Source organism: Pseudarthrobacter sp. YAF2 (genome assembly GCF_052113345.1).
Taxonomy (GTDB): Bacteria; Actinomycetota; Actinomycetes; order Actinomycetales; family Micrococcaceae; genus Arthrobacter.
This window is the reverse complement of the sequence record NZ_JBFRDA010000003.1, coordinates 186,313-207,970: the sequence shown is the minus strand read 5'-3', so window position 1 is coordinate 207,970 and position 21,658 is coordinate 186,313. Positions and strand designations below refer to the sequence as shown.

Annotated in this window: 16 protein-coding genes; 8 read left to right on the top strand and 8 right to left on the bottom strand. The window is 62.1% G+C overall.

Translation table 11 applies throughout. From position 1 onward, the window contains the following. Window positions 1-30 precede the first annotated feature (30 nt). From AB4Y79_RS04810 to dnaA, 8 genes are all read right to left on the bottom strand, one after another. On the bottom strand, window positions 31-702 hold the full coding sequence (locus AB4Y79_RS04810) for a DUF3566 domain-containing protein (RefSeq protein WP_441859234.1): 672 nt from the start codon (window positions 700-702) through the stop codon (window positions 31-33). Continuing rightward, complete coding sequence (gene gyrA, locus AB4Y79_RS04805) at window positions 695-3,373, bottom strand: DNA gyrase subunit A (RefSeq protein WP_441859232.1); 2,679 nt, start codon at window positions 3,371-3,373, stop codon at window positions 695-697. Before gyrA ends, AB4Y79_RS04810 begins: the two co-directional genes overlap by 8 nt. Window positions 3,374-3,428: 55 nt before the next feature. Next, window positions 3,429-5,516 (bottom strand): DNA topoisomerase (ATP-hydrolyzing) subunit B, encoded by a 2,088-nt coding sequence (gene gyrB, locus AB4Y79_RS04800; RefSeq protein WP_441859230.1) that lies wholly within the window; start codon window positions 5,514-5,516, stop codon window positions 3,429-3,431. Window positions 5,517-5,895: 379 nt separating this feature from the next. Beyond that, the gene (locus AB4Y79_RS04795; RefSeq protein ID WP_441859228.1) at window positions 5,896-6,450 is read right to left on the bottom strand and encodes a DUF721 domain-containing protein; all 555 of its coding nucleotides are present in this window, start codon (window positions 6,448-6,450) and stop codon (window positions 5,896-5,898) included. Beyond that, a complete protein-coding gene (gene recF, locus AB4Y79_RS04790) occupies window positions 6,440-7,645 on the bottom strand; it encodes a DNA replication/repair protein RecF (RefSeq protein ID WP_441859225.1) in 1,206 nt (401 codons plus the stop codon). The genes AB4Y79_RS04795 and recF overlap by 11 nt, the downstream gene beginning before the upstream one ends. Window positions 7,646-7,690: 45 nt before the next feature. Further along, a complete protein-coding gene (gene gnd, locus AB4Y79_RS04785) occupies window positions 7,691-8,575 on the bottom strand; it encodes a phosphogluconate dehydrogenase (NAD(+)-dependent, decarboxylating) (protein ID WP_441859223.1) in 885 nt (294 codons plus the stop codon). Window positions 8,576-8,604: 29 nt separating this feature from the next. Continuing rightward, window positions 8,605-9,729 carry a DNA polymerase III subunit beta gene (dnaN, locus tag AB4Y79_RS04780; RefSeq protein ID WP_285243434.1) on the bottom strand — a complete coding sequence of 375 codons (1,125 nt, stop codon included), beginning with the start codon at window positions 9,727-9,729 and terminating at the stop codon, window positions 8,605-8,607. A 537-nt stretch (window positions 9,730-10,266) separates the two neighbouring features. After that, window positions 10,267-11,688 (bottom strand): chromosomal replication initiator protein DnaA, encoded by a 1,422-nt coding sequence (dnaA, locus tag AB4Y79_RS04775; RefSeq protein ID WP_308929230.1) that lies wholly within the window; start codon window positions 11,686-11,688, stop codon window positions 10,267-10,269. A 469-nt stretch (window positions 11,689-12,157) separates the two neighbouring features. Between dnaA and rpmH the strand changes: the two genes are divergently transcribed. From rpmH to AB4Y79_RS04735, 8 genes are all read left to right on the top strand, one after another. Next, entirely contained in the window at window positions 12,158-12,295 is a 138-nt protein-coding gene (gene rpmH / locus AB4Y79_RS04770; protein WP_003800212.1) for a 50S ribosomal protein L34, read from the top strand. 40 nt (window positions 12,296-12,335) lie between these two features. After that, a complete protein-coding gene (gene rnpA / locus AB4Y79_RS04765) occupies window positions 12,336-12,746 on the top strand; it encodes a ribonuclease P protein component (RefSeq protein WP_441859219.1) in 411 nt (136 codons plus the stop codon). After that, window positions 12,739-13,131, top strand: a complete 393-nt coding sequence (gene yidD, locus AB4Y79_RS04760; RefSeq protein WP_441859217.1) for a membrane protein insertion efficiency factor YidD — start codon at window positions 12,739-12,741, stop codon at window positions 13,129-13,131. The genes rnpA and yidD overlap by 8 nt, the downstream gene beginning before the upstream one ends. A gap of 15 nt (window positions 13,132-13,146) precedes the next feature. Then, a complete protein-coding gene (yidC, locus tag AB4Y79_RS04755) occupies window positions 13,147-14,112 on the top strand; it encodes a membrane protein insertase YidC (RefSeq protein ID WP_308929233.1) in 966 nt (321 codons plus the stop codon). Then, a complete protein-coding gene (locus AB4Y79_RS04750) occupies window positions 14,112-14,672 on the top strand; it encodes a Jag family protein (protein ID WP_441859214.1) in 561 nt (186 codons plus the stop codon). The genes yidC and AB4Y79_RS04750 overlap by 1 nt, the downstream gene beginning before the upstream one ends. A 20-nt stretch (window positions 14,673-14,692) precedes the next feature. Continuing rightward, window positions 14,693-15,343 (top strand): 16S rRNA (guanine(527)-N(7))-methyltransferase RsmG, encoded by a 651-nt coding sequence (gene rsmG, locus AB4Y79_RS04745; RefSeq protein ID WP_441859211.1) that lies wholly within the window; start codon window positions 14,693-14,695, stop codon window positions 15,341-15,343. Between the two features lie 89 nt (window positions 15,344-15,432). Continuing rightward, window positions 15,433-16,512 (top strand): ParA family protein, encoded by a 1,080-nt coding sequence (locus AB4Y79_RS04740; protein ID WP_441859209.1) that lies wholly within the window; start codon window positions 15,433-15,435, stop codon window positions 16,510-16,512. A gap of 66 nt (window positions 16,513-16,578) precedes the next feature. Continuing rightward, window positions 16,579-17,871, top strand: a complete 1,293-nt coding sequence (locus tag AB4Y79_RS04735) for a ParB/RepB/Spo0J family partition protein (RefSeq protein ID WP_441859206.1) — start codon at window positions 16,579-16,581, stop codon at window positions 17,869-17,871. The last annotated feature ends 3,787 nt before the right edge of the window (window positions 17,872-21,658 follow it).

Below are 21,658 nucleotides of genomic sequence, written 5' to 3'. Positions count from 1 at the left end.
CACCGGATTACCGCCGGCGAAAACGGGTTCTTAATCGTCCGTCAGGGTGACGCCGATTCCGCCTACCAGGGTGGCGGAGATGTTGTAGAGGACGGCTGAGAGCATGGACAGCGCCGTCAGCAGGACAACGTTGACCACTGCGATGATGGTGGCGAACGAGGCTACCTGCCCGAGCGAAGCCACCTTCTTCAATTCGAAGCCGCCGCTTTCAGAGCCGGCCAGTGTCCCCAGCAGGCTGTCCACCTGATCGAAGATTCCGGTCAGGTCCAGGACGGTCCACAGGACGATTGCCGCCACCACGGTGACGATGCCCAGTGCCACGGAGAGCAGGAATGCCATCTTCAGCACGGACCAGGGATCCACCTTGCTGATCAGCAACCGTGCCCGCCGGACCTTTGCCTTCGGTGCAGGCTTGACCAGGCCGGGATTTCCCTGTCCTTGGGATCCCTGGGCCGGCCGCTGGCCGGGCGCTGCTGCGCGCTGGCCTGGCTGTCCCTGGAAGGGCCGCTGGCCTGGCTGCGCAGGGCGGTCGCCCTGCTGGGGCCGCTGGCCCGGGACAGCGGGACGCTGGCCGGGAGCACCTGCGGCGGCTGCCGGGCGCTGCTGCGGACGGACGGGGGCGTTCACGCGGGGCGCCGCTGAAGGCCGGTTCCCGTCGGGAACAGTGCTGTTCGGCTTGGGAAATGAGTCGGAATTACTCACTCGTTACCTCCGTGTTGTCTTCGTTCGGCTCAGCGTCGCCCGAGGCGTCCTCTGACTCAACGGCCGGTGATTCTTCTGCCATTGCTGGCGCGGCGGAATCCCCAGCGGGCCCGCCTTCTTCAGCCAACGTTACGTCATCCTCGGCGGATTCATCGTCCTCGAGGCCCCGTTCGCTGTTACGCGCCACCTCAATGATCCGGTCATTCTTGTCCGGCTTGGCGAAGATGACGCCCATCGTGTCACGGCCCTTCGCGGGAACACCGGCCACGGAGGACCGGACAACCTTACCGCCCTCCATGACCACCAGGACTTCATCCTCTTCCTGGACAATAAGGGCTCCCACGAGGTGGCCGCGTTCTTCCTGGTACTTACCTACTTTGATACCGAGTCCGCCGCGGCCCTGGAGGCGGTATTCCTCCACCTCGGTGCGTTTGGCGTAGCCGCCCTCCGTCACGATGAAGACGAACGATCCGTCGGTGACGACATCGGCAGCCAGCAGTTCGTCGTCCTCCCGGAACTTCATCCCGGTAACGCCGGATGTTGCCCGTCCCATGGGGCGCAGGGCGTCATCCGTTGCGGTGAAGCGGATGGACTGGCCCTTGCGTGATACCAGGAACAGGTCGTCGGTTTCCGAGACGAGTTGCGCCGAAACCAGTTCGTCGCCGTCGCGGAGGTTGATGGCAATGACGCCTGCGGACCGGTTGGTGTCGTAGTCCTCGAGCCGGGTTTTCTTCACCAGGCCCCGCTTCGTGGCGAGTACCAGGTACGGCGCCTGCTGGTAGTCCTTCAGGTCCAGCACCTGGGCAATGTGTTCGTCGGGCTGGAACGCGAGCAGGTTGGCCACGTGCTGGCCCTTGGCGTCGCGGCCCGCTTCCATCAGCTCGTACGCTTTGGCACGGTATACGCGGCCGAGGTTGGTGAAGAACAGCAGCCAGTGGTGGGTGGTGGTGACGAAGAAGTGTTCCACGACGTCGTCACCGCGAAGCTGGGCACCCTTGATACCCTTGCCGCCGCGCTGTTGTGAGCGGTAGTTGTCGCTGCGCGTGCGCTTGACGTAGCCGCCGCGCGTGATGGTGACCACCATTTCCTCTTCGGGAATCAGGTCTTCCATGGACATATCGCCATCGAAGCCCATGAGGATCCTGGTGCGGCGGTCGTCACCGTGCTTGTCCACGATTTCGGCCAACTCGACGCTGATGATCTCGCGCTGGCGCTGCTCGGAAGCGAGGATCGCGTTGTATTCGGCGATCAGGGCCTCGAGTTCGGTGTGCCGGTCCTGGATCTTCTGGCGTTCCAGGGCGGCCAGGCGGCGCAGCTGCATGTCCAGGATGGCCCGGGCCTGCAGCTCGTCGATATCAAGCAGTTCCATCAACCCGTCGCGTGCGGCTTCTGTGGTGTTGGAGGCCCGGATCAGCGCGATGACCTCATCGAGCATATCCAGTGCCTTCAAGAGGGCGCGGAGGATATGGGCTTCTTCTTCGGCCTTGCGGAGGCGGTACCGGGTTCGGCGCGCAATGACATCCATCTGGTGGGTCACCCAGTGCCGGATGAACGCATCCAGGCTGAGCGTCCGGGGCACGCCGTCAACGATGGCCAGCATGTTGGCGGAGAAGTTGCTCTGCAACTCTGTGTGCTTGTAGAGGTTGTTCAGCACCACCTTGGGCACGGCATCCCGCTTCAGGACGATTACCAGGCGCTGGCCTGTACGTCCGGAGGTTTCGTCGCGGAGGTCCGCGATGCCGGAGATCTTGCCGTCCTTGACCAGCTCGGCGATCTTGATGGCCAGGTTGTCCGGGTTGGCCTGGTACGGCAGTTCCGTGACCACCAGGCAGGTGCGGCCCTGCAGTTCCTCCACGGCTACGACGGCACGCATGGTGACGGAACCGCGGCCGGTCCGGTAGGCGTCTTCGATGCCCTTGTGGCCCAGGATGGTGGCGCCCGTGGGGAAGTCCGGGCCCTTGACCCGCAGCAGCAGTTCTTCGAGGAGTTCCTCGCGGCTGGCGCCGGGGTTGGCCAGGTACCACTGGACGCCGTCCGCCACTTCACGGAGGTTGTGCGGGGGGATGTTGGTGGCCATGCCGACGGCGATGCCGGAGGAACCGTTGACCAGCAGGTTGGGGAACCTGGCCGGCAGGATGGTGGGTTCCTGGTTCTTGCCGTCGTAGTTGTCCTGGAAGTCGACGGTTTCCTCGTCGATGTCGCGGACCATTTCCATGGCCAGCGGCGCCATCTTGGTTTCGGTGTACCGGGGTGCGGCAGCACCGTCGTTGCCCGGTGAACCGAAGTTGCCCTGTCCGAGCGCCAGCGGGTAGCGCATGGTCCAGTCCTGGATGAGGCGGACCAAGGCGTCGTAGATGGCGGTGTCGCCGTGCGGGTGGTACTGGCCCATGACCTCACCCACCACGCGGGCGCACTTGTTGAAGGAACGGTCGGGGCGGTATCCGCCGTCGAACATCGCGTAGAGCACGCGGCGGTGCACGGGCTTGAGGCCGTCGCGGACGTCCGGGAGGGCACGTCCAACGATGACGGCCATGGCGTAGTCCAGGTAGGAACGCTGCATTTCCGTCTGCAGGTCCACCTGCTCCACGCGGTCGATCAGCACGTCGCCTTCAAGAACGGTGTCCGGTTCTCCGGCCTCGGGGACGGGAATCTCGGGGGTTTCGTCGCTCATTCTATATTTTCCGTTTCAGGTATATGTCTGGTTCCGAATACTTTGGAGCGGGTCCTTAGATGTCCAGGAACCTGACGTCCTTGGCGTTCTGCTGAATGAAGTTGCGCCTTGACTCCACGTCTTCGCCCATGAGGACGGAGAAGATCTGGTCAGCGGCGAGGGCGTCATCCATGGTCACCTGCAGCAGAGTGCGGTGGTCGGGGTCCATGGTGGTATCCCAGAGTTCGGTGTAGTCCATCTCTCCCAGGCCCTTGTAGCGCTGGATGCCGTTGTCCTTGGGGATGCGGCGTCCGGCAGCCTGGCCCGCCACCAGTTTGGCGTCGCGTTCGCGGTCGCTGTAGACGTAGTCGTGCGGAGCGTTGGACCATTTGATCCGGTACAGCGGCGGCTGTGCCAGGTAGACGTAGCCGTTCTCGATCAGCGGACGCATGTAACGGAACAGCAGGGTCATCAGCAGGGTGGTGATGTGCTGGCCATCCACGTCGGCATCTGCCATGAGGACGATCTTGTGGTACCGCAGCTTGGCGAGGTCGAAGTCCTCGCCGATCCCGGTGCCGAAGGCAGTGATCATGGACTGGACCTCCGCGTTGCCCAGGGCCTTGTCCAGGCGGGCACGCTCCACATTCAAAATCTTGCCGCGCAAGGGCAGGATGGCCTGCGTTTCGGGGTTGCGGCCGCGCTTGGCGGAACCCCCCGCGGAGTCACCCTCCACGATGTAGACCTCGCACTTTTCCGGGTCCTTGGAGGAACAGTCGGAAAGCTTGCCCGGCATGCCGAACGATTCCAGCGGGCTCTTGCGCCGGGCGTTGTCCCGGGCCTTCCTTGCAGCCATGCGTGCCTGGGCTGCCGAGATGGCCTTGCGGATGACATCGCGGGCCGGGCCAGGGTTGCGCTCCAGCCAGTCGCCCAGGCCGTCGGTGACCACGCGCTGGACGAATCCCTTGACCTCGGAGTTACCCAGTTTCGTCTTGGTCTGGCCCTCAAACTGTGGCTCGGCCAGCTTGACGGAGATGACGGCGGTAAGGCCCTCGCGGATGTCGTCGCCCGTGAGGTTGTCGTCCTTCTCCTTGATGATGCCCTTTTCCCGGGCGTACCGATTGATCAGGGACGTCAGTGCAGCACGGAAACCTTCCTCGTGGGTACCGCCCTCATGGGTATTGATGGTGTTGGCGTAGGTGTGCACACTCTCGGAATAGGCACTGGTCCACTGCATCGCCATTTCAAGGGCGATCTTACGTTCGGTGTCCTCGGTCTCGAAGGCGATGACGTCCTCGTGGACCACCTCCACCTTTTTGCCCGAGTTCAGGTGCTTGACGTAGTCCAGCAGGCCTTCGTCGTACTGGTACACCACGGTGCGGTGTTCGGCGCTGATCTCGCCTTCGGTGCTGAGGTCGTCAAGGTCAAGGTCGCCGTCGGCCTCATCGCCGGCGGCCGCTCGCTCATCCGTCAATGTGATGCGCAGGCCCTTGTTGAGGAAAGCCATCTGCTGGAAGCGGGCGCGGAGGGTCTCGAAATCGAACTCCGTGCTTTCGAAGATCGCCGGGTCCGGATAGAAGGTCTGGGTGGTGCCGGTGGTATCGGTCTCTTCACCCTGGACCAGGCTGCCCTGGGGCTTGCCACCGTCGGCAAAGGACATGCGCCAGACGTGGCCCTGGCGTCGCACTTCGGTGTCCACCCTGCTGGAGAGCGCGTTGACCACGGAAATACCCACACCGTGCAGGCCGCCGGAGACCGCATAGCCGCCGCCGCCGAACTTGCCGCCGGCGTGCAGGATGGTCATCACCACCTCGACGGTGGGTTTGTGCTCGGTGGGGTGCATGTCCACCGGGATTCCGCGGCCGTCGTCGACTACTTTGACACCGCCGTCGGCCTGCAGGACCACTTCGATATGGCTGCAGTAGCCGGCCAGTGCCTCATCCACGGAGTTGTCCACGACCTCATAGACCAGGTGGTGGAGGCCGCGGGGACCGGTGGAGCCGATGTACATGCCCGGGCGCTTCCGGACAGCTTCGAGGCCTTCAAGGACAGTGATGTCGCTGGCGCCGTACTCCCTTGGGCTGGTTGACGCAGCCGGAGTATCAGGGGTACGGCCATCCTCGACCGCTGTATCTGCTGCCAGAATATCTGTATTGTCGTTAGCCACAGGCGCTGCGACTCCTCTGTTCTCGATGATGGCCGGCTGATTTCTTTTCGCAGGGAAAAGTGACCCGCCAACAGGCACAAACTTATGGCGCCGGTGACTCGATGACGGTCGGTGGTCCGCGCTCTGCGTGCGGTTCGCGCGCGGAGAACGGACTGAAGTCAACGTTTCACCCGCGCCCAGTTATCTCGGTCAATTCTACCGCGAACACACCCATATCCCCGCATTCCAGGGCCGTGGGCGGACGGCGAATATGCCTGTACGAGGCTCTTGGCCCCACCTAGGGCGGCCCGGTGGTGCACCCTCCGGGTGCCTATACACGCCGTGGCCCTTACCGGCCTCTATACGCCTTTGGGCGAAGTTTCAAGAGCTGCGGCAGCGGCTATCCGTAAGTGTCCCGGGGGCCACGCCCGTTGACGCTGCGTCCGCCCTTGCGCCAGCTGGGTGCGGAAGGGCCTAGGACCTGGATCCTGGTGACCACGCCATCGCCCAGTTCCCGGCGGAATTTATCCAGCAGACTGGTACTCAGGAGCCTGAGCTGGGTTGCCCAGGCCGTGGAGTCACACCGCACATGCAGGGTGGTATCGGTGAAGCTTTCGGGCGTACAGTGGGCGGAAATCTCCGGGCCCACCAGGGTGGCCCATTCAGCCATGACGGAACCGACCGCCACCGGCGAAGTCCAGCCGCGTTCTGCAACCAGCCGGCCAACAACTTTGCCCAGGCCGAGGGGGTCGCGCCCGGTGGCGTGGAACTGGCTGAAGCCGCGGGTGTCACGGATACTGCCCTTGGCTTTCTGGGATCCGGCCCGGGGTGCCTTCCTTCGGACTTCGCCGCGGGCGGCAGCTGCCTCGCGCATCCGGTTCAGTGCAGCCTGCGGGGCATCGATGTGGTCGGGTTCGCGGCCGGGCTGCAGCCCGGCGCCCTCGTCACTGCTCATCGATTCCTCCCGGGATGACCTTCACCCGCCGCCCGGACAGCTCTTCCGGAATATCGGCGTCGACGGCGGCGGTCACCAGGACCTGTTCCGCGCCGGAGACTATAGCCGCCAGTTTACGCCGACGCTGGACATCGAGTTCGGCAAAGACATCGTCCAGGATCAGGATGGGGGCGGAACCTCCGGTCCGGGCGTCATCGAGCATCACGTAGTACGAGGCCAGACGCAGGGACAGGCACATGGACCAGGTCTCGCCGTGTGAGGCATATCCCTTCGCGGGCGCCTGGCCGAGCATGAGCTCCAGTTCGTCACGGTGCGGACCGACGAGCGAGATGCCCCGTTCCAGTTCCTTCTTCCGTGATTCTGTGAACGCCTGGATATAGCGTTCGGTCAGCTGTTCGACGGTGAGCAGGCGCAGGTCCTCCTGGCCGGTTGAAGTACCGGCGTCCGCGGTGCGCTGGGCACCTGTGGCCGGAACGCCGTCGTCGTCCATCTGGTTCTGAAGCGTTGACCGGTAGGTGGCGTCGGCGGCCTTGGAAGCGTCTGTCAGCTCAGCGTAGGCACGGGCAAGGTGCGGCCGGAGCCGTTCCACCAGTTCCAGCCGGGCGTGCAGCAATTGTGCTCCGGCACGGGCCATGTGCTGGTCCCAGACATCCAAGGTGGCCTCATGGGCAGTTGTGAACCGTCCGGATCGCGCTGATTTGAGCAGCGCGTTGCGTTGTTTCAAGACGCGGTCGTAATCGCTGCGGGTAGCCGCATGATGCGGGATGAGACTGGCGAGCAACTCGTCCAGGAAACGCCGGCGGTTGGCGGGATCCCCCTTAACCAGTGCCAGGTCCTCAGGTGCGAAGAGCACGGTCTGGCAGATGCCCAGGAGGTCACGGGCACGGACCGGGTTGCTGCGGTTGATCCGGCCGCGGTTGGCCCGGCCGGCGTTGATTTCCAGCTCAAGCACCGTGGTCTGCCCGCCGCGGACCAGGCGTGCCCGGACCAATGCGCGCTCCGTGCCGAACCGCAGCAGGGGGGCGTCGGAACTGACCCGGTGGGAGCTGAGGGTGGCCAGGTAGCCGATGGCTTCCATCAGGTTGGTCTTGCCGATGCCGTTGTATCCCACCAGGACGGTGACGCCCGGGCCCAGGCTGAGGTCAACCTGGGCGTAGCTGCGGAAGTCTGTCAGCGAAAGATGTTCAAGGTACACGCGGTGGTCGGCAATTCTGGAACCGGTGATGGCTCCCGGTGGGTGCTACTTGGCGGGACGGGTTGCGTGGCCGCCAAACTGGTGGCGCAGCGCGGAAACCATCTTCATTGCGGGGGACGTATCCTCCCTGGAGGCAAAACGGGCGAACAGGGCAGCCGTGATGGCCGGGGCGGGAACTGCGTTGGCGATGGCTTCTTCCACCGTCCAGCGGCCCTCGCCCGAGTCCTCAACGTAATCGTCGATGGTTGCCAGTCCGGGGTCCTCGTCCAGGGCCTTGACCATGAGGTCCAGCAGCCAGGAACGAACGACGGTTCCCTTTTGCCATGCCCGGAATGTGCCCGGCAGGTCCGTGACAATGTCCTTGGCGGCCAGCAGTTCGTATCCCTCGGCGTACGCCTGCATCAGGCCGTATTCGATCCCGTTGTGCACCATCTTGGCGTAGTGGCCTGCGCCGATGCCGCCAACGTGGACGAAGCTGTCAGCCCTTTCACCTTCCGGCCGCAGCGCATCAAAGACCGGCAGTGCGCGTTCAATGTCCTGGGCATCCCCGCCCGCCATCAGGCCATAACCGTTCTGCAGGCCCCATACCCCGCCGGAAACGCCGCAGTCTGCGAATCGGATGCCTTTGGCGGCAAGTACCTCGCCGTGCCTCTGGTCTTCCGTAAATCGTGAGTTTCCCCCGTCGATCACAAGATCGCCGGGTTCGAGCTTGCCGCTCAGTTCCGTGATGACGGCGTCCGTTACGGGGCCGGCCGGGACCATGACCCAGATGATCCTCGGCGCCGGAACGGCGGCGATCAGGTCATCGACGCTCGCGGCATCCGTGACGTCGGGGTTGCGGTCGTAGCCAGTGACCTCCAGGCCGCCCTTGCGCAGGCGTTCACGCATGTTGAAACCCATTTTTCCGAGGCCAATCAGTCCAATGTGCATGGTGGATCTCTTTTCTGCGCTAGTGGGGACTAGTTGGGGAGGCGGACGGGCATCACCAGGTAGCGGTAGTCATCCTGGTCTTCACCGTCAGCGTCTGCCTGCGCCGTGATCATGGCGGGCTTGGGTGCCGTTGTGAACGAGAAGCGGACAAATTTCGTCTCGATGACGCTGAGGCCTTCGATCAGGTAGTGCGGGTTGAAAGCGACCGTGATGTCTTCCCCGGACAGCTGGGCCTCAAGTTCTTCCGAAGCCTGCGCATCCTCACCGGTTCCGGCGTCGAGGTTGAGCAGGCCGTTGCTGAAAGCCAGCCGGACGGGGGTGTTGCGTTCGGCGACGAGCGACACGCGGCGGACGGCTTCCACCAGCTCTTGGGTCTGGACCGTGGCGTGGATTGGCGTGGACTCCGGGAACAGGGACCGGATCTTCGGGTAATCGCCGTCCACCAGCAGGGAGGTAGTGGTGCGTCCGCCGCTTTCGAATCCGATAAGGCGGCTGTCATCGTCGGACAGAGCGAGGTTGATATCCCCGCTGTTGCCCAGCGTTTTGGCCACTTCGTTGAGGGTTTTGGCTTTCACCAAGGCGCTGGTGGAGATGCCGGGGGTCACGGGCTTCCACGGAACTTCGCGCATGGCCAGCCGGTAGCGGTCAGTGGCCAGGAGGGTGATCAGGTCGTCCTCGATCTCCATCCGGACGCCGGTGAGGATGGGCAGGGTGTCGTCCTTGCTGGCGGCGATGATTACCTGGGAAACAGCCTGCGCGAAGGCATCGCCGGGCACGGTGCCACTGATGGCTGGGAGGGCCGGCAGGGGTGGGTACTCGGCTTCGGGCATGGTGGCCAGGTGGAAGCTGCTTCGACGGCAGGTGAGGGTGACCTTGTTGCCGTCGGTTTCGACATCCACCGGTGCGGACGGGAGGCTGCGGCAGATGTCCGCGAGCAGCCGGCCGGAAACCAGGATGGTTCCCTCGTCCCTGATGTCGGCTGCGATTTCCAGCCTTGCCGAGGTCTCGTAGTCAAAGCTCGAGAGGCTGACGGTTCCGGCTTCGGCCTTCAGCAGAAGGCCGGAAAGGACAGGCACTGGCGGCCGCGGAGACAACGAGCGGGCTGTCCAGGTAACGGCTTCTGCCAGGACGTCCCGATCGACTCTGAACTTCACGGAAGGGTGCCGCCTTTCATTGCTGCTGCCATGTAAACCCGGGAACTTCGCAGGGAAACTCCGGAAGATGTTCTGCGCGCCGCGGCCGGTGTATGGTCCGTGCAGACGGAAACCTCACAAAACCCGGGGATGGGAGCGCTGCTGACAGCTTAGCCGGAAGATCAGCGATTAACCCATCCCCAAGACCCTGGGCCGGCCCTTCCAGGGGCCGGTGGGCCCGCCGGGTGGACGTGCGGATGGATCTTGTTGTTTGAGGGAATTCAATTTTTTAGGATTCGTAGTGTTAATAACTGCTGTGGAAACTGTGGATAACCCGGTCCTGACCCACGTTTCCGGGGTTAAGCCCTGTTCACGGACTGTGCGTTACCTGGGTTTTAAACAGGGTGTGGATGGGGACAACCCAAAGGGCTGTTTTTGACGATCCACAGACGCCTTAAGGGTTTTAAGCCCATTAACCGCGCTTGTCCCCTTAAGTATCCACAGGCTTATCCACATGCCCCTGTTAATAAGGTATAGAGTGCGCGGGCCGGTGTGGATTCAGGAGTCGCGCTGCTGCTGCTTGATCCGGTTGGTCAGTTCCGTCACCTGGTTGTAAATCACACGACGCTCGGCCATGAGCTCACGGATCTTGCGGTCGGCATGGATGACCGTGGTGTGGTCGCGGCCGCCGAGTTCCTGCCCGATCTTGGGCAGCGACATGTCCGTCAGCTCCCGGCAGAGGTACATGGCGATCTGACGGGCCGTGACCAGTGTCCGGGTGCGGGACTTGCTGCAGAGCTCTTCCATGCTGAGCTTGAAGTAGTCAGCCGTCTGCTGCAGGATCTGGGCGGACGTGATTTCCTGTGCGCCGTCATCGGTGATCAGGTCCTTCAAGACCATTTCCGCCAGCGCGACGTCTACCGGCTGCCGGTTCAGGCTGGCGAAGGCGGTGACGCGGATCAGCGCGCCCTCGAGCTCGCGGATGTTGCTGGAGATCTTGGAGGCGATGTACTCCAGGGCATCATCCGGTGCCGACAGTCCCTCGCTGAGGGCCTTCTTCCGCAAGATTGCGATACGCGTTTCAAGTTCCGGCGGCTGGATGTCCGTCAGCAGGCCCCATTCGAACCGGGACTTCATCCGGTCCTCGAAACCGGCGAGCAGCTTGGGCGGCTGGTCCGAGGTAATGACCACCTGCTTGTTGTTGTTGTGCAGCGAGTTGAAGGTGTGGAAGAACTCCTCCAGCGTCCGGTCCTTGCCGGCCAGGAACTGGATGTCATCGATCAACAGGACGTCCACGTTGCGGTAGGTGGTTTTGAAGCTTGCGCCTTCGTCGTCCCGGATGGAGTTGATGAAGTCGTTGGTGAATTCTTCGGAATTGACGTACCGCACCCGGATGCCGCTGTAGAGCCGGCGGGCGTAGTGCCCGATCGCGTGCAGGAGGTGGGTTTTGCCGAGGCCGGAGTCACCGTAGATGAACAGCGGGTTGTAGGCCTTGGCGGGCGCTTCGGCGACAGCGACGGCGGCTGCATGGGCAAAGCGGTTGGAGGAACCAATCACGAACGTATCGAAAACGTACTTGGGGTTCAGCCGGCCGAATTCGTGCGAGGTGCTGGGCAGCATGGGCTGCGGCTTCTGTTCGATCAGCTGGTCCGGAGCGTAAGCAGGTTCCACGACGGGCTCGGGCTCCACGTGGATGGGCACCAGGTCGGTGTCGACGTCGATGGCACAGCGGATGTCCTCGGAAAAGACATTGTGCAATGCGTCGTCGAGGGCATCCTTGACCTGGGTCTGAAGCACTTCCCGGGTGAGTTCGTTGGGTACGGCCACCAGGAGGGTGGAGCCAATCAGGCCTTGGGCCTGGGCGAGGATGACAAAACCCCGCTGGCGGGGTGAAACACGGTGGTCCTGTTCCAGCAGGCTGACAACCCGGCGCCAGGAACTTCCGACAGTATTGGCGTGGTTGGCTTCGTCTACTGTCATCAATCGGTTCCCTCAAAACTTGCTATGCCTGCATTGCCTGCAGCCCCAAGTCCGGAACCAGGATGCTGGCCCCACTTAATCCACAGGGTTATGCACAGTCCGTGGATAATCGGCTACTGGGACACTCTAGGGGATCAAAAGCCTAGAAGATAGCTGGCTATCCGGCTGTGGATAATTACACGGTTGTGGTTCCCGAAAGGCCTCTGTGAGCCACTTCATCCACAGCCTGTTGGGGATACTTAGGCACAGCTGGGGATAGCACTGCAGGGGTGTACCGGTTTGACTCCGGGCCTTAAATTGCCCTAACGTTGTGAAGTCCTTTGTGTCCGCTTTTTGGCCCCATCTGAACTTCCAGGCGCACTGCGCTTGGACAGCCGGGGGAAGCGTGCATATACAAAACTTAGCGTCGGCCAGTTCTTCCCCATTACTGATCGGGTGGGCGCACCTTTGATCCACTGGAGTAACTAACGTGAGCAAGCGGACTTTTCAGCCGAATAACCGCCGTCGAGCCAAGAAGCACGGCTTCCGCCTTCGTATGCGTACCCGTGCCGGCCGCGCCATCCTGGCAGCCCGTCGTGGCAAGGGCCGTACCGAGCTTTCGGCCTAAATAACTGACTTGTCGGTAGACATCCCTTTGCGAGTTTAAGGTGCTGGCCGCCCGCAACCGCCTGAGGACTGCAACCGATTTTTCAACAACCGTACGTTCCGGTGTCCGCAATGGACGCCGGAACGTAGTGTTATATGCGGCAGCCATCGCTGCCGACGAACCCAGCCGGATCGGGTTCATTGTTTCCAAGAGTGTAGGGAACGCCGTGGTCAGGAACCTCGTTAAGAGAAGACTGAGGGAAGCGGCTGCTGCCTCACTGCGTGAACACCCAATTGGACTCGCCATTGTGGTCCGGGCACTGCCCGCATCGGCGTCCGCCAGTTGGGATCAACTGCTGGCGGATTACAAGGCAGCACTGGAAACAACGCAGAGCCGGCTGGTCGGCCGGCCACCACGGCCTGCCGCCAAAGGTTCGGCCGGTACAACACGGGAGGGGACAACGCGTGCCTAACGCCACTGCCGCCGTCGCCCGTTTCCGGAACGTGACTGCCGCTGCCGCAAAGTTCCTCTGGAACCTGCCCCGGAACATCCTCATTCTTCTGTTGATGGCCTACCGCAAGGTGGTTTCTCCCTTGTACGGCCCCGTCTGCCGGTTCTTCCCTTCATGCTCGGCCTATGCCCTTGAGGCGGTCACCGTCCACGGCGCTGTCAAGGGAAGCTGGCTCGCGGTCCGGCGCCTTGGCCACTGCCACCCATGGAATGCCGGCGGAGTGGACCACGTCCCCGCCGGCGGCCGGGAATGGCCCGCGGGCCGCACCCCCACAATTGTTGTGCTGAACAATCCGGACAAGTACCTGGTTGCTCGGACTGATGAAGAAGGCCGCAGTGCGGCCTGACGAATAGGGATAAGTATGGACATCTTTGGAGCAATAATCGGCCCGTTCAAGTGGCTGGTTTCGTTCATCATGGTGGCGTTCCACGACGGGCTGAGCAGCATTGGCATGCCCGCCGCGAACGGCTGGACCTGGACATTGGCCATCATCGGGCTGGTGCTGGTGATCCGTGCCGCCCTGATCCCGGTATTCGTCAAGCAGATCAAGGCCCAGCGCGGTATGCAGCTGCTGCAGCCGGACCTGAAGAAGCTGCAGGAAAAGTACAAGGGCAAGACCGACCAGCTATCCCGCCAGGCCATGGCCCAGGAACAGATGGCCATGTACAAGAAGCACGGGACCAATCCGTTCTCCGCCTGCCTGCCCATGCTGATCCAGATGCCCTTCTTCTTCGCCCTGTTCCAGGTGCTCTCGGGCATTTCCCAGGCAAAGGACCAGGGTGCCGGCATCGGGGCGATGAGCCACGAGCAGGTGGTGGAGTTCGATGCCTCCAGCATCTTCGGTGCACCGTTGTCCGCCGCGCTCCTGCATGGCGGTGCGGGGAACACAGCCGTGGTGGTGCTCTCTATCGTGATGATCCTGGCCATGACTGCGTCCCAGTTCATCACCCAGAAGCAGATCATGGCCAAGAACATGTCCGAAGAAGCCATGGCCAGCCCGTTCATGCGGCAGCAGAAGATGATGCTCTACATCCTGCCGGTGGTCTTCGGCGTGGGTGGCATCAACTTCCCCATTGGCGTCCTGATCTACTGGACCACCACCAACCTCTGGACCATGGGACAGCAGTTCTTTGTGATCCGCCGCATGCCGACGCCGGGATCCCCCGCCGCGAAGGCCCTCGCCGAACGCCGCGCCGCCAGGGGCCTGCCGGCCCTCTCTGTCCTCACCGGGAAGCGGGATGAAGCAGCCGACGCCGCCGCGGCTGCCGCCGTGGAAGCCAAGGGACAGCGCGTCCAGCCCCAGCGCAAGAACAGGAAGAAGAAGTAATGTCAGCCGAGAGCACCGAGCACGTCCTTTCCGAAGAAATCGCAGACCAGGACGAGTCCGTGAACCAGGACGCTTCCTCCAAAGGCTCCGCCGCCAGCCGCCTCGAAGAAGAGGGAGACGTCGCTGCCGACTACCTTGAGGAACTGCTGGACATCGCTGACATTGACGGCGATATCGACATCGAAGTCCGCAACGGCCGCACGTACATCTCGATTGTTGCCGAGGAAGAGACCGATGGCCTCGAAGGCCTGGTAGGTGAAGACGGGGAGGTGCTTGAAGCCCTCCAGGAGCTCACGCGGCTGGCTGTACTCTCCGCCACGGAGAACCGTTCCCGGCTTGTGCTGGACATCAATGGTTACCGGCAGGAACGCACCGGCCACCTGCAGAAGATTGCAGAAGACGCAGCAGCTTCCGTCAAGGAATCCGGCAAGCCGGTTGCCCTCGAGCCGATGAGTGCCTACGAACGCAAGATTGTGCACGACGCCGTGGCTGACCTCGGCTTGGTCAGCGAGTCCGAGGGCGAAGGCTCCGGACGCCACATTGTTGTTTCCGCAGACTAGAGAATGCCAGCACGATAACCATGGTTGATATCACGGCAGCAGAGCTTCGCGCTGCTGAGAAGATTTTTGGCGACCGCCTGGAACTGGCCAAGCGCTATGTGGAGCACCTGGCCACTTCCGGGACCGAACGCGGACTGATCGGGCCACGCGAGGTTCCCCGCCTGTGGAGCCGCCACGTGCTCAACTGCGCGGTCATCGAAAGTGAGATAGCCCAGGGAAGCCACGTGGCCGACGTCGGTAGCGGGGCTGGCCTGCCTGGCCTGTGCCTTGCCATTGCCCGCCCCGACCTCGAACTGACGCTCATCGAGCCCCTGGAACGCAGGGTGATCTGGCTCCAGGAAGTGGTGGACGACCTCGTCCTGGACAACGTCACCGTCATGCGTACCAGGGCCGAACTGGCTGTGGGGCACGTGGAGGCCGACGTGGTCACGGCCCGTGCCGTATCGGCCCTGACGAACCTTGCAGGCCTGACTATTCCGCTCCTTGCCGGCCACGGTGAAGTGGTGGCCATCAAGGGCCGCAGCGCCGGCGAAGAGATCGAAAAGGCCGCGAAAGCCATCCGCAAGCTCGGGGGTGTGGAGACGTCGGTAATCACCGTCGGCGACAACCTCCTCGAGGAGCCCACCACTGTGGTGCGCATTGTGGTGAACAAGTCCCAAAAGAAGTCCTAAAGTGGGCCTGCTGACGGTGGTCAGACGGGTGGAGCAGTTAGGCTAGACAACGGCAGCAAAATTGGCTGAACGAGAGTGAGTGTGCCCCAGTGACGAGTAGTGAAGCCTCCGCACAACGGATCCCGCCGTTTGTGTCTCTGGGGTCGGCACGTTCCGTCGCTGGATCCGGATTGGCCGGTTTGGGCATGGCCCCGGCCCGCGGTGGAAACCATCCACGGCCGGCTAGCGGTGCCGTAGGAAGCGCAGTTTCACGTGAAACAACCTCTTCCGGTAGGTCAAACGTTATCGATGCGATAGATGATTCGAGCCCTATCGCCCGTGAACTCGCCCACGAAACCAAGCGGCGGGAACGCCTGATGGGACGCGAGCTCCCCCGTCCGGAACAGACCCGGATCTTCACCGTTTCCAACCAGAAGGGCGGCGTGGGCAAGACCACGACGACCGTGAACATCGCTGCAGCCCTTGCCGCTGCCGGACTCAACGTCCTGGTCATCGATATCGATCCGCAGGGCAACGCCTCCACCGCCCTCGGCATTGAACACCACGCTGAGGTGGACAGCATCTACGACGTCCTGATCAACGACGTCCCGCTGGCCGATGTTGTTGCTCCGTGCCCTGACATCGGGAAGCTGATTTGTGCACCTGCCACGATCCACCTGGCGGGTGCCGAGATCGAACTGGTGTCGCTGGTTGCCCGTGAACAGCGTTTGCGTCGTGCCATCGATGTATACGCGAAGACGCGCGAGAAGAACGGCGAAGATCGCCTCGATTACGTCTTCATCGACTGCCCGCCCAGCCTTGGGCTTTTGACGGTTAACGCCTTCTGCGCCGCCAGTGAAGTGCTGATTCCCATCCAGTGTGAGTACTACGCCCTGGAAGGCCTGAGCCAGCTCCTCAAGAACATCGAGATGATCCAGAAGCATCTCAACGCGGATCTCGTTGTTTCAACGATCCTGCTTACCATGTACGACGGCCGCACCAACCTCGCTGCCCAAGTTGCTGCGGAAGTACGCCAGCATTTCCCTGAACAGGTACTCTCCGCCGTCGTTCCCCGTTCGGTGCGGATCTCCGAAGCTCCCAGCTACCAGCAGACGGTCATGACCTACGACCCGTCCTCGAGTGGTGCCCTGTCCTATTTGGAAGCTGCCGCTGAAATAGCGGAACGCTAGAATCTTCAATACCGCAACGCATGGAGGCCCGGCTCGTCCGGGCTTCACCACTGGAGGGATTTACCCATGAGCGAGAAGCGAAGGGGCTTAGGCCGCGGTCTTGGCGCGCTGATTCCAAGTTCCGCCGCAGCCAATGGCTCTGCCAACGGTGGAGCAGTATCGCGGCCAGTGGATCTCTTTTTTCCTGAGGGCCGGAAGAAGACTGAACCTGTAGAGCAGGCGGCCCCGCCGGTCTCGCTGGCGCCAGCCACGGCGCAGGAGAAGGAGAACCCGGCTCCTGCCCCACGCGCTTCCGCAGCCAAGACGAGTCCCGCCAAGTCCGCAGACAGCGACAAGCCCGCCGCTGCGGCGGCGGCAGCCAACGGGGCGTCTGACAAGAAGGCCCCTGCCAGGAAGGCCCCGGCAGCGCGCTCCAAGGCAGCCGCTGAGCCTGCCCCCGCTGCGGCACCGGAAGAAACCCATCAGCCGGCAGGGGCCGGCGTAGTGACGAATACGGTGGATCCGGTTGCGGCTCCGGACTCCGGCGTTGAGCTGGTTGAGGTGCCCGGCGCACGCTTTGCTGAGCTGCCGGTGGCAGACATCCACCCCAACCGCAAACAGCCCCGAGCTATTTTCGATGAAGACGACATGGCCGAGCTGGTCCACTCCGTTCGCGAAATCGGAGTCCTGCAGCCCATCGTGGTCCGCACTTCAACCGAAAGCGGTAGCGAGCCCTATGAACTGGTCATGGGTGAACGCCGCTGGCGGGCCGTACAGGCTGCCGGGCTGGAGACTATCCCCGCCATCATCCGTGACACCACGGATGATGACCTGCTCCGCGACGCACTGTTGGAGAACCTGCACCGCAGCCAGCTGAATCCCCTGGAAGAGGCGGCGGCGTACCAACAACTCCTTGAGGATTTCGGTACCACCCATGAGCAGCTGGCAGACCGGATCGGCCGTTCGCGCCCCCAGGTATCCAACACGCTTCGCCTCTTGAAGTTGCCCCCGCTGGTGCAGCGCCGTGTCGCTGCCGGGGTGCTGTCAGCCGGGCACGCACGGGCACTTCTCTCGCTGCCCGACGCAGCGGCCATGGAACGGCTGGCCCAGAAGATCGTTGCTGAGGGAATGTCTGTGCGCGCCACGGAAGAAGCGGTCACCCTGTACCAGGACCCTGCGAAACCAGCCAAAAACAATATTCCCCGACCTGGGGCACGGCATGAGCGGCTGGATTACCTTGCATCGTCGCTTTCAGACCGCCTGGATACCAATGTGAAAATCTCCCTAGGTGTTCGGAAGGGCAAAGTCAGTATCGAGTTTGCCAGCGTCGAGGACCTGAACCGCATCATGGACGTGCTGGCTCCGGGATCGACCAACTGATCTTCTCAGCCACACATTCCAAGAGGAGGCCCGATTCATTCAGAATCGGGCCTCCTCCCGTTTATGGCCGCTGCCCTAATCGCAGAATGGTGTGCCGACTGCATGGTGCTGGCTTGGGCACGGTACGCCGCTGGAGCTTTCAGGGGCCGGTCTGATGGCTCCCACCCAGGGTGTAGTCCAGCGGATGCAGACCGCTTTGTAGGTGGCATCAATCGGTCCGCAGATTCGAATTCCGTTTCAGCCGCATTACGCCTTATGGATGCTGGAAGACGTGCGCGGCAGCAATTGTCTGGATAGTCTGTTTCGCCGGTGGTCTTCGCCGTTGGGCTCCTCCATTACCGAGGGCAACACGCGAAGTGACCCAAATTGGCCTTGTATTGGGCTTGTAGTCGCGAGTATGAGGGTCCTGAATATCAATCGAAACGAGGGTGTCTCGTATCCTGTTAGCTGCGCTGCAGCGTCCCTGAGTGTCTATTCAGGACTCTCGGCCGGGGAAAGTCCCGGATATGGGGGTGCCAATGTAGGTTTAGGCTGGCTCACGTGGTGGTATTCGACGAGGTGTGGAGCTGGGCCGCTCATGTTTCACGTGAAACGTGACCAGTCTGGTTGGACTCCCCTGCTGGGACGCACCGTCATGGTCCTTTGTGACTACTTGTGTTTGCCTCCGCGGTCCGATTGGGATTACGGCTAACCCCCTCAGACAGCGTGCTTTCCTTAGTGCGGCCAAGCAATTAAAGCCCTCGTGAACGGATATGTCGTCATAGCGGCTTCGATGATGACGTAGGAATTGACGTACGAACTGGCTATTCAATAACGGATTTTAGGGAAGGGTTCCTCGGATAGGCGGCTCACCATTACTGATGGCCTCGTGTTCTATGCAAGTGATGGCGGTCCTTAGTCCTACTCCTGGCGCACATGGCAGCGCCTACCACTGGGGCTTCGGGGAGGCTAGTTTAGAGTGCTCCGCGCCCGTCCTTCCGCGTCATGTTTCACGTGAAACGAAACCGGTGCATCGGGTCCATCCACCCGGCGCGATCCGTGTTTCACGTGAAACATGGATGGCTCCAGCAACTGGGACGCGTCGATGACAGTCCTGGCGATGATCTCCGGTAGTACCGTGTGGAGGTGTGGAAACGTGGAGGTGCCAAGGGCAGGACTACCACCCCACTCACTCGACTATCTCCCGTGGCGACTTACACACTGTGCGCCTCTAATGAGAATCACCACTCTTCGGATGATGCCGGGTGGTCTCCCCTAGTTGGCGGGCCACGCTCCGTAGCGCCCTGTTTTGCCTTGCGGCGGCCGTGTGACCCGAATAGCGATTGGTGGGAAGTACACAGAACTGCAAGTTGGCGGTTGTTGGCCCATGGTGCGGTAGGCAGGGAGCCTTCGCTTGATTTCAGGTAAAAGGAGTTCTCATGGCTGGATGTAGGGATTGCGGCCGGCATGACCTCTGATCGACGTCTTGCACCTACACGGCAGCAGATGGTGCGATCCTGCTACTCGGCAAAGAAGGAGCGGCCTGCCCAGGACTGTGGGACCTGACCCGTAGTACTCGGTGACTGCCCGCGGCCGTGGGCGCAGGTGTAACAGCAGGCGATCCAATGCCAACGCTCCGGCAATCGCAAGGGTGCGCGCAGTGCCGTTACCCGCGAGGTCTCGGCCCCATATTCTCTACACCTCCCCTTACCGCGCCTCGATGATCATCGGAGGTACTGTCATGCACTTCCGTCGTCCAAGGAGGATTGGTGGATTGCATGAGCTGCTTGAGGACCATAGGTGTCATTGTTCAGGAGTACCGCCACCGAAGTGCTGATGGGCCTACTGGGTGACACAGCAAGCACTCTGGTATGGCGGCGTACGGACGTACTTTGGGTTCGCGGGACGTTCTCTCAGCGGTTCTAGAAGAGCCCAATCGCAGGGAAACACTGGCGGGCGTGGTAACGCCGTGATTCACGTATAACGGAATGACGGCCGATAAGGTCAACTGCTGCGACGGCGCGAGACTCCTGATGGCGCCGAGATGGGCGCGTTGGTACGACGATTCGATGGCTAGCGGCGGTGGATATCACTGTGGATAACTTTGTGAATAACTATCGGGCCTTTCCTTGCATCTTCTACAAATGGGCGAAGCCCGCAGAGTGCTCCCGCCCCCGAGTGCCTGACTATTACCGACCGTCTATGGGTTGGCGGTACTTCATGTTTCACGTGAAACCGGAGCACACCCATCGCATGGCTCCTCACCGTACCGTTTTGAATAGTAAAACGACTACTTCTTGCGCTTAAACGCCTTGTTGAATGTTTCGTCGGCACAGTCGGGGGAACTTAGGCTTCGCCAATCAGAGACTTGGCCGACCGGGTAACTTCCTCGATTGGCCGAGGAGGTGCTTGCAGGATTGCCTGGATAGCCATAAGCACTGTGGATATCGTTGTGAATAACTTGAAGTGATGGCTGTGGATAACGTGTGAACAAGCCCAGCGGCGGGGCGCCCGGTTCCGTCCGCATCCACTTCGATTTCTCGGCCCGAGTGACCTGGAGTTTCCCTCCGCCCATCTCTCGGGGCGGGCACCCACAATTGACCGTGACCGCCAGCGAGCATGGCTGTGCAGCCCCAAGGCGCTCGTGCCGCGGGCCGGGCTCCGGCTTCAGTTCTTCCTGGCGTATAGGTGGCCCATTCGGTAACGGGTAATGATGAGGCTGCCGGAATGCCTGGACATCTGCCTGTGACGCATAGAGTTCCCCTGTTCCGCATCTTGAACGACCCTGCCGGGAATCGGGTGGTGTGACCATGTCGCACACCGCGTCCGCTACCGAGGGCCCCGTGCCCGTCTGTTCTCGAGTCGGTTGTCCGCCTCGACCCGGATGCGGTAGGCGCCCTTCTGGGCTCCACATCGCCCACTCACCCAGGCCGCGAAGCGTGCATGTCACAACCGGCCAGGTGGCCTCTGGGTCGCGAACAGTGAGTACCGCAGTGCCAAGGTGGAACCGCGTGCTAGTTGGAGCCTCGCCGTAGCGGTCACCCATCGCAATGAGGTGCCCCCTCTGCTGATCCCCGGACATTAGCTTGTTCGGCTCTAAGGCCAGGAAAGAGAGATCGGAGGACATCGGCTGTTTCACGTGAAACATGGGAACGGATCACCAAGGATCCGCCGGGAGTCCTACTAAGGTAGCGAGGCGTTATGAGTGTGGGCATCGTCGTCGCTGGATGGGCTGCGGGTTATGAGGGCGGTTGGCTAATGTCGATTCAGGTTCCCAGACGCACTCCACCTCCAGATCATGTGACCTACCTTGTGTTGTCGGCCATGTGCGCCTCCCCACGGGTTGGCCGCTTTCAGCGCCCTGAGCCAGGCGATGACCTGGGATAGCCCGCGGACACGCATACGGACACACTGGGGGGTCTACGCCTGGAGGCAGCCGTTACGCGTGCAGAGCCTCTTTTGACGCGGCCAGGTCCGATCCTTCGTGTAGTGAGGTCGTTTCACCGTGGCCGGATAAACGCTGCAGGCGTTGGGAGTGCCGGCCCGAGCTGGCAAGGACCTTACATGCCCTCGGAGGGTCTCCACCTGCGGTCTCCAAGTGTCTTGTAGCCATTGCCGCTACATTTCGGCAATGAAGACTCTGTGAAGTGGGGCATTGTGATGTGAGGTGTAGGGTTCCGCGAGTCCCGAATCAGCGCGGAAGGGTGGGTAGTGTGCTCAGGAGGGCAGCCTTGTTTCTTCGACTTCAGGTGTTCCCCCCGAAGGGCCAACCTTTCGCGAACTGTCGGCAGCCTTGGGCCTGATGCCC

Bases quoted from the DNA above. Each gene is read 5' to 3' on its own strand.
- gyrA (WP_441859232.1), bottom strand. From the start codon at position 3,373: ATGAGCGACGAAACCCCCGAGATTCCCGTCCCCGAGGCCGGAGAACCG.
- AB4Y79_RS04795 (WP_441859228.1), bottom strand. From the start codon at position 6,450: ATGAGCAGTGACGAGGGCGCCGGGCTGCAGCCCGGCCGCGAACCCGAC.
- gnd (WP_441859223.1), bottom strand. From the start codon at position 8,575: ATGCACATTGGACTGATTGGCCTCGGAAAAATGGGTTTCAACATGCGT.
- dnaA (WP_308929230.1), bottom strand. From the start codon at position 11,688: ATGACAGTAGACGAAGCCAACCACGCCAATACTGTCGGAAGTTCCTGG.
- yidC (WP_308929233.1), top strand. From the start codon at position 13,147: ATGGACATCTTTGGAGCAATAATCGGCCCGTTCAAGTGGCTGGTTTCG.
- AB4Y79_RS04750 (WP_441859214.1), top strand. From the start codon at position 14,112: ATGTCAGCCGAGAGCACCGAGCACGTCCTTTCCGAAGAAATCGCAGAC.
- rsmG (WP_441859211.1), top strand. From the start codon at position 14,693: ATGGTTGATATCACGGCAGCAGAGCTTCGCGCTGCTGAGAAGATTTTT.
- AB4Y79_RS04735 (WP_441859206.1), top strand. From the start codon at position 16,579: ATGAGCGAGAAGCGAAGGGGCTTAGGCCGCGGTCTTGGCGCGCTGATT.